The 13044-nt window shown below is 33.2% G+C and carries 12 protein-coding genes; 8 read left to right on the forward strand and 4 right to left on the reverse strand.

Annotation, left to right across the window (positions count from 1 at the left end; all coding sequences use genetic code 11):
* Window positions 1-22 precede the first annotated feature (22 nt).
* From ACIQ2Z_RS08715 to prmA, 4 genes are all read right to left on the reverse strand, one after another.
* Window positions 23-682, reverse strand: a complete 660-nt coding sequence (locus ACIQ2Z_RS08715) for a lysoplasmalogenase (protein ID WP_396183756.1) — start codon at window positions 680-682, stop codon at window positions 23-25.
* Entirely contained in the window at window positions 683-1954 is a 1272-nt protein-coding gene (locus ACIQ2Z_RS08720; RefSeq protein WP_396183757.1) for a sterol desaturase family protein, read from the reverse strand.
* A gap of 14 nt (window positions 1955-1968) precedes the next feature.
* On the reverse strand, window positions 1969-2244 hold the full coding sequence (locus tag ACIQ2Z_RS08725; RefSeq protein WP_396183758.1) for an ATP-dependent Clp protease adaptor ClpS: 276 nt from the start codon (window positions 2242-2244) through the stop codon (window positions 1969-1971).
* A 137-nt stretch (window positions 2245-2381) separates the two neighbouring features.
* Window positions 2382-3239 (reverse strand): 50S ribosomal protein L11 methyltransferase, encoded by an 858-nt coding sequence (gene prmA, locus ACIQ2Z_RS08730; protein ID WP_396183759.1) that lies wholly within the window; start codon window positions 3237-3239, stop codon window positions 2382-2384.
* A gap of 91 nt (window positions 3240-3330) precedes the next feature.
* On the opposite strand from prmA, the gene ACIQ2Z_RS08735 reads away from it, so the two are divergent.
* The 8 genes from ACIQ2Z_RS08735 to yidC all read left to right on the forward strand — a co-directional run.
* Complete coding sequence (locus ACIQ2Z_RS08735) at window positions 3331-4548, forward strand: porin (RefSeq protein WP_396183760.1); 1218 nt, start codon at window positions 3331-3333, stop codon at window positions 4546-4548.
* A 95-nt stretch (window positions 4549-4643) separates the two neighbouring features.
* Window positions 4644-6173 (forward strand): glutamine-hydrolyzing GMP synthase, encoded by a 1530-nt coding sequence (gene guaA, locus ACIQ2Z_RS08740; RefSeq protein WP_396183761.1) that lies wholly within the window; start codon window positions 4644-4646, stop codon window positions 6171-6173.
* A 16-nt stretch (window positions 6174-6189) separates the two neighbouring features.
* Window positions 6190-6939 (forward strand): LysM peptidoglycan-binding domain-containing protein, encoded by a 750-nt coding sequence (locus ACIQ2Z_RS08745; RefSeq protein ID WP_396183762.1) that lies wholly within the window; start codon window positions 6190-6192, stop codon window positions 6937-6939.
* A 29-nt stretch (window positions 6940-6968) separates the two neighbouring features.
* Complete coding sequence (locus ACIQ2Z_RS08750; RefSeq protein ID WP_396183763.1) at window positions 6969-8861, forward strand: LysM peptidoglycan-binding domain-containing protein; 1893 nt, start codon at window positions 6969-6971, stop codon at window positions 8859-8861.
* On the forward strand, window positions 8861-9262 hold the full coding sequence (locus ACIQ2Z_RS08755) for an OsmC family protein (RefSeq protein WP_396183764.1): 402 nt from the start codon (window positions 8861-8863) through the stop codon (window positions 9260-9262). The genes ACIQ2Z_RS08750 and ACIQ2Z_RS08755 overlap by 1 nt, the downstream gene beginning before the upstream one ends.
* A gap of 65 nt (window positions 9263-9327) precedes the next feature.
* On the forward strand, window positions 9328-9558 hold the full coding sequence (locus tag ACIQ2Z_RS08760) for a DUF3820 family protein (protein WP_396183765.1): 231 nt from the start codon (window positions 9328-9330) through the stop codon (window positions 9556-9558).
* A gap of 149 nt (window positions 9559-9707) precedes the next feature.
* On the forward strand, window positions 9708-11327 hold the full coding sequence (locus tag ACIQ2Z_RS08765) for a CTP synthase (protein WP_396183766.1): 1620 nt from the start codon (window positions 9708-9710) through the stop codon (window positions 11325-11327).
* A gap of 33 nt (window positions 11328-11360) precedes the next feature.
* Window positions 11361-13044: membrane protein insertase YidC (gene yidC / locus ACIQ2Z_RS08770; protein WP_396183767.1), on the forward strand; the 1684-nt coding region annotated here is incomplete at its 3' end.

The following is a 13044-nucleotide window of genomic DNA, read 5'->3' on the forward strand; positions in this document are numbered from 1 at the left end:
GGCTCTAAATTTGAGCCTTTTTTTATTGCCTAGAGTTCAAATTCAAAACTCCTTTTACGATTAGAAATTGAGCAGTAATATAGGTACTCATAATCCAAAAAGAACTCAAATAAATAGGCACGTAAAATTTATTAATCGCTAAAATACTGTCAGAGAGAACAAAAAATACAGCTCCTATTAATAGTAATTTTCCGGATTTTGAATTCCAAGTAAAATATCCTTTTATTGCTACTAACAGCATTGTAGAAATTACTAAAGCATATATAATTACCGGAATTTTCATTCCCCCTAATTTTTCCCAAAGAAAATATAAGAGTCCAAATAAATAAAGTAAAACAAGGGGAATAAAACGTTTGTATTTTATAGTGTTTACTTTTTGTAGTTTCGAAAATAAGACAATATAAAATAGGTGAGCAATTAAAAAGGAAACTAAACCTATAATGAAATAAATCACACCATGATTAGCAAATAATAATACAACATCTCCAACCCAAGAAAAAAATAAGGCACTTATTAATAAAGGCTTAAACTCCATTTTCCCTGAAAGAAAAACGGAAATATAGAGTAATGGAATTATAAAAGGTTTTAACCACCACGTAATACTTTCAAATTCAATTAAAATGAGACCTAAATAAAGAAGTGAGAAAATTATAAAGACAATAAGTACTGTTTTTTTAGTCATTTATTTGGAATATTGCGTCGAATAGTCATCAGGAAATTCATTTTTTACAAAATAGAGTGTGATGAAAAAAGAAATAAAAAAATAAATCATCAAAATATAATTGCTCCATTCAGAAATAGCTAGAAGCCCGAACCAATCTTGGTAATAAATGATGATGCCAATTCCAAATAAAATTCTGAAACCTTCCCAAAACATTCCATTCGGGTTGGTGTCCATTAATTCAGTTGTGCTGTAAATTGTCAGAAAAATAAAAGCACCATACAAAAACAAATTTGGTAAAGGTATTGTAGCAATATTTGAAAACATATAACTCACAAAACCCAAAGTAATAAACAGTTGAATAATTGACCAATTCCTTAATTTTATAGAATGAGTAGGATTGTATTTTTCAAAATTATAAACATCCTCAATTTTCTCAACAGGATATTTTTCTTCAAACCCTTCCGGTCTCCAACCTGTAGGCATGAACCATATTCTTAATTTGTCTTTCCAACTTTTGGCATGCCAAGCATCTTTACAAAGTAACCAAAGGTGTTGAAAGTTGATTTTGATTGGATTCCAAGTTTGTGCCGGCCTGGTAATTCCATACACCGAAGGAACAGCTTCTAATTCTTCCTGAAAAGTTCCAAACCATTTATCCCAAAAAATAAATATTTGGCCATGATTTTTATCTAAATATTCTTTGTTTATTGCATGATGTACCCGATGATGGGATGGTGTGACAATTACTTTTTCCAATATCCCTAACTTCCCGATATGTCTGGTATGATACCAAAATTGTAGAAACAAATGTAAAGGAAGAACTATAGAAATCACCATGGAAGGCACCCCTAAAATGGCTGCCGGAAGTAATAAAAAGGTAAATAAATTGACAAAAGAAGAAATGGATTGTCGCAAAGCACAGGATAAATTAAACTCTTCACTACTGTGGTGAATGGCATGTTTATTCCAGAATATGTTGATTTGATGTGCCCAACGGTGTGTCCAATAACCATAAAAATCAATCACGAAAAAGGCAATAATATAAATTATAACCGAATTTTTAATAGTTAATAATGCGAGATTTGAAACCATCCATTCATAGGAAAGTATGGAAACACTAATTCCTAAAACATCTTTTACTGAATTGGTAATTCCGGAATTTAAACTTGAGACAGTATCCATGAGTGGAGCCGTATCATTACCCCTTGAATAACCATATATTTTTTCAATTACGATGAGTAAAAGAAAAATTGGCATAGCGATAACTAGTATTTTTCCGTATTGTTCCAAACAAAAAATAAAGATTAAATTATCTCGGCACTTAAACCCGCTTCTAACAATTGGGTACATTGCGGTTTTAATTCGTCAAATGCACCGGTTTTAACCGTGCATTTTCCTTTATAATGAACTAATATGGCACATTGTTCCGCTTGTTCACTAGTATGATTGCAAACACGAATCAAGGTGTCTATTACATGATCAAAAGTGTTTACATCATCATTATACAAAAGAATCTCATTATTTATACCAATTAGTTCTTCAACTAATACTTCCTCTTTTACTTTTTCAATCGTACTCATTTATTTCAAAAATTTATTACAAAAATCAAATTCAAAAATCAAAAACCCAATGTCTTGTCAAGCTGAACTTGTTTCAGCTTCTCTTAAACTATCTAATTAGATTACGAAACAAGTTTGGAATGACAAAGTGCATCTCCTCACTCCAATCTCCTCACTCCAATCTCCAAACTATACTTTAAACTAACCCAATTATTTCGCTCAATGGTTTTTTCTAATTTTAAATTTAACTCCGAACAGCATGCATCAATTGCCTGAATATCTTCGTTATAAAAACCACTCAAAAATAATAAACCTTTATCATTTAAACAACTGACATAAATAGGAATATCATTTAAAAGTATGTTTCGATTGATATTAGCAATAATTACATCATATTTTTTACCCTTCAATAAGGTGGCATCTCCTTCAAAAACGGATATATGAGAACAGTTATTCCGCTTTTCATTTTCAATAGAATTTATATAACACCAATTGTCAATATCAATGGCATCAATAGGTTTTGCTCCTTTTATTTCAGCTAGAATGGCTAAAATAGCAGTTCCGCAACCCATATCGAGTGTTTTTTTATTTACTAAATCCGTTTCCAGCAAATGTTGAATCATCATGTGAGTTGTTTCATGATGACCGGTTCCAAAACTCATTTTAGGCTCAATTACAATATCAAATTTAGCGTCAGTTTTCGGATGAAACGGTGCTCTTACGTGGCATTTTCCATCCACATCAATTGGGTCAAAATTCTTTTCCCATTCTTCGTTCCAATTCACTTGCTCAATTTCTTCCACTGTATAGGAAATTGTAAATTCCGGTGAACTCAATAGGTAGATATCATCTAAAATTGTTGGATTCCAAAGGTCTTTTTGTACATAGGCAGTTACGCCAAATTCAGTTTCTAAAAAGCTTTCAAAAGGTTTTTCGCCAAGTTCGGCAACTAAAATTTCACAACCTAATTCTTTTGGTTCTACGGTGAAATGATACCCTAAATATATATTTGACATTTTTATGTTTTTAACAAAGGTAACAATCCAATAACAAAACTTTTGCATTATAAAAATTAAATTACTTTTGTCCTTCAAACAACTATATTTTATGAAAAAATTTTTACTACTAATTGTTTTTTTTATATCCATGAGTTCTTTCGCTCAGGATATAAAATTCAGCACAAAAGATAACGATATTAAATTAGCTTCGTTACCTTATTACAATTATGGTAGAGGTTTAGGACTTACTTCACCGGACAGTATTTTTCAATTTAACATTCGGTTTAGAATGCAAAACAGAATGACTTACCTGCAAGATGATGAGGGAGATGAAGCGTATGAAGGCCAAATTCGCCGTCTACGTCTACGTTTTGATGGTTATGTGGGAAGCCCGAAATTTTTATATGCTATTCAATTGTCCTTTGCTCCGGGAGATGTTGGACCTATTGAAGAAGGAGAGAATATTAATATTATTAGGGATGCAATATTATTTTACAGACCTAATAAGCATTGGAGTATTGCTTTTGGTCAAACTAAATTGCCGGGAAACAGGCAGCGTGTTAATTCCTCAGGAGCTTTAGAATTAACAGATCGATCAATAAACAATGTTCGATTTAATATTGATCGTGATTTTGGTTGGCAAGGTTTTTTCTTAAATGAAAAGAAAGATAAATTTTCATATAACTTAAAAACAGCAGTAAGTACCGGTAATGGTCGAAATGTGACTAAAACCCCTGACGATGGTTTTGCCTTAACAGGTAAAGTTGAATTATTTCCATTAGGGGCATTTACAAATGACGGAACTAATTTTGAAGGTGACATAGTTAGAGAACCAAAACCTAAATTATTGCTTTCCGGTGTCTTTCACAGAAATGTAAAAGCTCGATTGACACAAGGACAATTAGGGGCTGAATTGTATGAAAAGAAAACCATGGAATCTGTTTTTGTTGATGCAATGGTGAAATACAACGGTTGGGCATTCATGTCTGCTTATATGAACAGAACTTCAAACGATCCAATTGCTGTTAATCCCGATGATGCAACACAATTTAATTATGTTTATGTTGGTCATGGCATGGATTATCAATTAAGTTATATTTTTTTAAAGAACCTTGAAGTTATTGGCAGGTATTCTAATCAAAAAGTAAACGATGATATTTTTATATATACTCCAAATTCTAAAGTGTATACCCTAGGATTAACTAAATATATCTGGGAGCATGCCTTTAAACTTCAAACAGAAGTTACTTATGATGAACTGTATTATTTCAACGGAGATGTTAAAAATAATTGGTATGTACGTTTCCAAATTGAAATAGGAATTTAAGTAATCACTATGCAAAAAAAATGAGGGATTGAATTTATATTAAATTTAACCTCTTTTCTGTTTTTCACTTTCCAAGAATATCCCTATTTTTGTCCATGCAACACAACGTACTTATATTAGATTTCGGTTCGCAATACACACAACTTATTGCGAGAAGAGTTCGGGAATTAAACATATTCTGCGAAATTTTTCCTTACAATCATGTCCCTGAAGATTTGTCTAGTTTTAAAGCGACAATTCTATCAGGAAGTCCTTTTTCCGTAAGAGCTGACGATGCTCCCCATCCTGATTTGTCCCAAATTCGTGGTAAAATACCATTATTAGCCGTTTGTTACGGTGCACAATATTTAGCTCATTTTGATGGAGGTGAAGTAGCTCCTTCTAATACTCGTGAATATGGCAGAGCTAACTTGAGTTTTGTAGATGATCACGATCCTTTTTTCGAAGAAGTGGCTCTCAATAGCCAAGTTTGGATGAGCCACAGTGATACCATAAAAAAATTGCCATCTAACGGAGTTTGTTTAGCCAGTACAAAAGATGTTGAAAATGCAGCGTATCGAATAGAAGGCGAAAAAACCTATGCGATTCAGTTTCATCCGGAAGTTTATCATTCTACAGATGGAAAACAAATGTTAGAAAATTTCTTGGTCAGAATTGCAGAAGTTCCGCAAAATTTCACACCCAATTCATTTGTGGAAGAAATAGTTGCTGAATTGCAAGATAAAATAAAAGACGATAAAGTTGTTTTAGGACTTTCCGGTGGAGTAGATTCCACCGTAGCAGCTGTTTTATTACACAAAGCCATTGGGAAAAATCTCTATTGTATTTTTGTGAATAACGGTTTGTTAAGAAAAAATGAATTCCAAAGTGTATTAGACCAATACAAAGGAATGGGTTTAAACGTAAAAGGAGTAGATGCTGCTGACCGTTTCTTAGATCAATTAGCAGGAATCGAGGAGCCTGAATTAAAAAGAAAAACCATTGGTCGCGTTTTTATAGAAGTTTTTGATGATGAAGCTCACCGAATTGAGGAGGTGAAATGGCTTGCACAAGGAACCATATATCCTGATGTTATTGAATCGGTTTCCGTAAAAGGACCTTCGGCAACAATAAAATCGCATCATAATGTGGGAGGATTGCCTGATTTTATGAAGTTAAAAATTGTTGAACCGCTTCGAATGCTCTTTAAAGATGAAGTGCGAAGAGTAGGAGCTACATTACGAATTGATCCAGAATTATTAGGAAGACACCCTTTTCCTGGGCCAGGATTATCCATCAGAATTTTAGGTGATATCACAAAAGAAAAAGTTCGTATATTGCAGGAAGTTGATGCCATTTTTATTGAAGGTTTAAAATCCCACGGCCTTTATGATAAAGTTTGGCAAGCCGGAGCCATATTGCTTCCTGTAAATAGTGTAGGGGTAATGGGTGATGAACGTACTTATGAAAAAGTAGTTGCCCTAAGAGCCGTTGAGTCGACTGATGGAATGACTGCAGATTGGGTACATTTGCCTTATGATTTCTTAATGAAAATTTCAAATGAAATTATAAATAAAGTTAAAGGCGTTAATCGGGTGGTCTATGATATCAGTTCAAAACCACCGGCAACAATTGAGTGGGAATAATTTAAGTAATTTTAAAATGAAAAAGTTTTTGTTTTTTGCAATTTTTTTGCTAGCCACCCAAATCACTTTTTCACAAATCGCCATTAAACCAGGGATGAATGCAATTAATCATAAAGTTGCATCGGGTGAAACTGTATTAGACATTTCTAAAAAGTATGGAGTTGACCCAGCTGAAATTTATCGGGCCAATCGTTTTGCTATTGATGGAATTAAAGAAGACATGGTTTTACAATTCTATGCACCTCAAAAACCATCAGAAATTGAAATTAACATAGAAAATTATGAAGCAAATCCCGAATCTTTTTCTGCCGAAATTATACCGGTAAAGTCCACTGAGCAGTCAATTGCAATAGTTCCTATTTCTACAAAAGTCACCAATCGAGGATATCATACTGTTCAAAAAGGGGAAACATTATACGGATTATCTAAGAAGTATAATGTAACGGTAGATGAAATTAAAAACACCAATACTATTTTAATGAAAAACAGTTTGCAAGCCGGTCAAAAATTGAAAATTCCCGATGGCACAATTGTTGGTAATAAAGAGAAAGCTGTTGAAGTTGTTTCGAAAATAGAAAAAACTCCTGCAGAACAAAATAAATATAAAACAGGGGAAATAATTACGCACAAAGTTGCTCCAAAAGAAACGTTATACAGTTTAGCAAAAAAATATAATGTTACTGTTGATGATATCATCAATCAAAATGAAAAGGCATTAAAAAACGGTTTGCAGGCTGGGCAAGTTCTAACAATTAAAGTCAATTAACTGCGTTTTAAAAAGCAGAACCTATAACTATGAATTCAGTATTTAAAATTACTTTTATTTTTTTGTGTGCCATAAATTTACTTTTTGCACAACCTACAAATTATAAAAAACATACGGTTCAAAAAGGAGAAACGATTACTCAAATTGCTCAAAAATATAAAGTTACTCCATACGATATTTATCGTTTAAATCCAGATGCACAAAACGGTATTCAAGAAAATGCCATCTTGTTGATTCCTTCTACTTTATTGGTAACAAATCAAACAACTATCTCTAAAACACATGAAGTGCAACCGAAAGAAACTCTTTTCGGAATTGCTAAGCAATATAATATGTCAGTTGAAGAGTTAGAGAAATTAAACCCTGAAGTCAAAGAAGGAGTAAAAATAGGTCAACTAATTCAACTGAAACCTCAAAAAGAAAAAGCCCCCGTTGCTGAAATTAATCAGAAACAAGTTCTTTTTCATGAGGTACAAGCTAAAGAAACGCTTTACAGCATAGCTAAACAATATAATACAACGGTTGAAATTTTAGAAACGTTGAATCCGGCTGTCAAAAGTGGGTTATCTATTGGCCAACAGTTAATTATTAGTAACGGAAAAATTGCTAAAAATGATAATGGAACTAAAGTAGATCCCAAACCAAAAGCAGTTAATTATCTAACATATGAAGTTAAACCAAAAGAAACACTATTTGGATTATCTAAAATGTTTAGAATGAGTCAGGACGAATTAATCGTTTTAAATCCTGAATTAAAAGAAGGCGTAAGTGAAGGCATGGTTATAAAAGTTCCTGCTAATGTTTCTTTAAACAGTGGAGAAAATAATGAAATTAAAGATTTAACCAAGTCAATTTCTAATTCAAGAAGGAAAGAATTGGTATTATTACTTCCTTTTAATATTTCGACAATTGAAAGTGATACGATATTTTCTACTCAGGATCGATTGAAACGAGATGGGTTTTTGAATATGACACTAGACTTTTATTCAGGGGCTTTGATGGCTATTGATTCGGTAAAACGATTAGGATTAAAATTCAATGTGAAAATAATCGATTCTAAGGAAACAAAAAGTTCTTCGGCTATTTCATCAATTATCCGAAGTAATAACCTGGAAAATGCCGATGCAGTCATTGGACCATTCTACCCACAATATGTAGAACAAACCGCCGAACTTTTAAACGCGAGTAACGTACCGGTTATTTCTCCTTTAAGAGAAACTTCAAAATCATACTCAAATTTATTCCAATCGATGCCTTCCAGTGATTTGGTAAAAAATACCATGTTTGATTTTATAAGAGCAAAAAATGGAAATATGATTGCATTGATTGATAAAAAGAAATTGGCTTCAAAACAATATATTGAAGTCAGTCACCGCGATGTTTTTATTGCTCCACTTAATGAAAAAGGCACTGTCATTGCTGATAGTATTACCCCTAGATTGGTAAGTAATAAAACTAACTATTTTATTTTAGAAACAGCAAGCACCGGAATGATATTTAGTGCTTTATCTCAATGCAATAAAGCTCGTACTAATGGTTTCAATGTAGAATTGGTTGTGCTGGATATTAATAGTACTTTTGAATCAGACGAAGTATTTCAAAAAATTGTAAATCAAAAAATCATTTTTCCATCTTTAACAAAATACCAAGAAACGCCTGAATCGATTCGTTTTGCGAGTAATTATAAAAAAATTAATAATGTAAATCCAAATCAATATGCTATTCGTGGTTTTGATGTAGTTTTTGATACAATGTTGCGTTTGTCTCAAACCCAAAGTTTTGAACAAACCATACAAAATACAGCTACTGAAGGGGTTGAAAATAAATTTGATTACGAGAAGAAATTAGCATCGGGTTATACAAACAAAGGCGTTTACATAATGTATTACGACGAAGATTTAACTGTAAAAACAGCAGAATAATGACTTCTAAAGTAACATATATAGGAGAATTAAGAACATCTTCCATTCATATTCAATCGGGAACAGCAATTTTATCAGATGCTCCCAAAGATAATCACGGAAAAGGAGAAGCTTTTTCGCCAACGGATTTAGTAGCCAACTCATTAGCTACTTGTATGATTTCTATCATGGGAATAAAATCAAAAGATTTAAACGTTGATTTATCGGGTTCTACAGCCGAAGTTACAAAGATCATGCAAGCAGAACCAAGAAAAATTGCCAAAATTGTAGTTGTTTTTAACATGACAATTGCACCTGATGATAAAACAAAAATCATTTTAGAAAGAGCAGCCATGACTTGTCCCGTTCTATTAAGTTTACATCCTGATATAGAAAAAGAAATTACCTTTAATTGGAAATAATTATCTGTTGTCTGTTAATAGAGAGCTGATATCCTATAACCAACAACTGTAAAAATACATTATTGATGGACGACCAACAAAAAATTCTTATTAAATTAGCCTATACTAAAATGCCTTTCGGTAAGTATGAAGGTTATTATTTGATTGACCTTCCGGAATATTATGTTGTTTGGTATCACACAAAAGGTTTTCCAAAAGGAACATTAGGAGAACAATTGCAATTGATTTATGAGCTCAAATTGAATGGATTAGAAGAAATTGTTCGAACCATTCGTAAAAAATTTCCAAAACCATAGTTTAACTTTGCATTTTATCTTCTAAAAATTTATTTTTCACTGCGATTAATTTTCAATTTGATAAATTATAATCGTATTTTTGCCCCGTTTTAAATTGAGGTAAACGATTTCAATTTACACACACAACTACAACTACAAACAACAATACAATGAATCAAACAAAGTATATTTTTGTTACCGGTGGCGTGACTTCTTCCTTGGGAAAAGGAATTATTGCGGCTTCGTTGGCAAAATTGCTGCAGGCAAGAGGATATCGAACCACAATTCAAAAGTTTGACCCTTACATCAATGTAGACCCCGGAACGTTAAATCCCTATGAACACGGAGAATGTTATGTTACTGATGATGGTGCAGAAACCGATTTGGATTTAGGTCATTACGAACGTTTTTTAAACGTACCGACTTCGCAGGCAAATAATGTAACTACCGGAAGAGTTTATCTTTCTGTAATTGAAAAGGAGCGAAGAGGTGAATTTTTAGGTAAAACAGTACAAGTGGTTCCCCACATTACCAACGAAATTAAAGAACGCATGCAGTTGTTAGGTAATACAGGTGATTTTGATATTGTAATTACTGAGATTGGTGGGACAGTGGGTGATATCGAATCATTACCCTACATTGAATCAGTGCGTCAATTGTTATGGGAATTAGGAGATGAGAACGCTATTGTGATTCATCTAACCTTGATACCCTATTTGGCCGCTGCGGGTGAATTGAAAACAAAACCAACACAACATTCCGTCAAGACATTGATGGAAAGTGGGATTCAAGCCGATATTTTAGTTTGTCGTACCGAACATGAATTATCAGATGAGTTACGTCAAAAGTTAGCTCTATTTTGTAATGTAAAACGAGAAGCGGTTATTCAATCCATTGATGCCTCAACCATTTATGATGTTCCCAATTTGATGTTAGAAGAAGGTTTGGATAAAGCAGCGTTGAAAAAGCTTAATTTACCTGAAAAATCGGCTCCGGATTTGAAGCAGTGGAATGAATTTTTATACAAATTTAAAAATCCAAAACATACAGTAACCATCGGTTTAGTTGGGAAATATGTAGAATTACAAGATTCTTACAAGTCAATTTTAGAAGCTTTTATTCATGCAGGGGCAGCAAATGAAACGAAGGTAAATATTGTGAGTGTTCATTCAGAATATATTGATAAATCAAATGTGTCCGAAAAATTGAAAGATTTTGACGGTATTTTAGTCGCTCCCGGATTCGGTGAACGTGGAATTGAAGGAAAAATTGAAACGGTTCGCTACGCTCGTGAGCAAAATGTTCCGTTTTTCGGAATTTGTTTAGGAATGCAGATGGCCGTAATAGAATATGCTCGAACGGTTTTGGGATATGCTGATGCCAATTCAACCGAAATGAATTCACAAACGCCACATCCGGTGATAGATTTGATGGAAGAACAAAAAACTATTATTGATAAAGGCGGAACGATGCGATTAGGAAGTTGGAAATGCAACTTGGAACCTAATTCATTGGCTCACAAAATTTATGGCATAAGCCAAATAGCAGAACGTCATCGTCATCGTTATGAATATAATAGTGGTTATCGTGAACAGTTAGAAAACGCTGGATTAAAAGCAAGCGGTATCAATCCGGAAACCGGTTTAGTTGAGATTGTTGAAATCGAAAACCATCCTTTTTTTATTGGAGTTCAATACCATCCGGAATATAAAAGTACAGTAGCAAACCCACATCCAATTTTTGTTAGATTTGTAAAAGCTGCGGTTAAGCATAAAGCAGTTTCAAACTAATTTGAAACATTGAACTAGAAACAATTAATTTAAATGGAAGAAAAAAAATTAGACGTTAACTCCATCATTGGATTCGGATTAATATTCGTAATCCTAATTTGGGTAATGTACAACAGCCAACAAAAAGAAGCTGCAGCACAAGTTAAAAAAGCTCAACAAGAACAAGTAGAAGCCAAGGTAAATCCAACACCAACAAAAGTAGTTTCTAACACTGAACCTGACATTCAAAAACCGGTCTCTGATTCTATTCAGGTGGCTCAATTAAAAAGTAGTTTAGGTTCTTTTGCATATTCTGCCACACTTCCTTCTGCAAAAGCTGCTTTTACAACTATTGAGAACGAATTGGTACGTTTAAAAATTGCCAACATAGGAGGATATATTGTTGAAGCAGAAATAAAACAGTTTGAGCAATTCACGAAGGGTTCCGGAAAAAAAGTTCAACTTATTAAAGATGGGAATGCCAATTTTAATATTGAATTAAAAACAACCGATAACCGTACTTTAAACACAAAAGACTTATTTTTTGAACCGGTTTTAACCAAAGAAGGAACTAATCAAGTTTTGACGCTTCGATTAAAAGCCGGAAATGCACAATATTTAGAGTATCGTTATGTGTTGAAGCCAAACAATTATATGCTTGATTTTGCTATACGTTCTCAAGGTCTAAATACGGTTTTAAATACATCTAATCCATTGAATTTGGATTGGAGTATCAAAACCTATCGAAATGAAAAAAGTGTATCATATGAAAACCGGTACACTGAACTTATTTTTGAATATGAGGGAGGTAAAGATGATTATTTAGGACAAGGAGAATCAACCTCTGATGAACCTGTTGAGGTTACCTATATTGCTTTCAAACAACATTTTTTTACTTCTGTTTTGATGACCGATACAGCTTTTGAAAAAGCAATTGTTGTTTCTGAAAATTTAGTGAAAGACGAAGAAAAAGATACTTTATTCACCAAACAATTCAAAGCGACTGTTCCGTTGGCCTTTAAAAATGGGGAAGTGAACTATAACATGAATTGGTATTACGGACCGGCAGATTATCATATACTGAATGATTACGATAAAAATCTTGATGAAATCGTTCCATTAGGTTGGGGAATGTTTGGTTGGATAAACCGTTATATTTTTATTCCAACGTTTGACTTATTAATCGGTTTTTTACCTTTCGGAATTGCCATTATTGTTTTAACTATTTTGGTGAGAATCGTGATGTCGCCGTTCACATATAAATCCTATCTGTCTCAAGCTAAGATGAAAGTTTTGCGTCCTGAAATTCAGGAACTGACTACCAAATTTGCAAAAGATCCAATGAAAAAACAACAGGAAACCATGAAATTGTATTCCAAAGCAGGAGTAAATCCCATGGCAGGTTGTTTGCCTGCGGTAATGCAAATTCCGGTTTTCTATGCCTTATTTAGTTTCTTTCCATCGGCAATTGATTTGAGACAAAAAAGTTTCTTGTGGGCAGATGATTTATCGTCTTTTGATTCGGTTATTAATTTACCGTTTTACATTCCTTTCTATGGAAATCATGTGAGTTTGTTCCCGATTTTAGCTTCCATCGCTATTTTCTTCTACATGAAAATGACAACTGGAGATCAGGTAATGAGTGCTCCACCACAAGAAGGTATGCCAGATATGGGTAAAATCATGAAAATCATGATTTATATTTCACCTTTAATGATGTTGTTCTTCTTTAATAATT

The organism is Flavobacterium sp. (assembly GCF_044361015.1).
Classification (GTDB): Bacteria; Bacteroidota; Bacteroidia; order Flavobacteriales; family Flavobacteriaceae; genus Flavobacterium.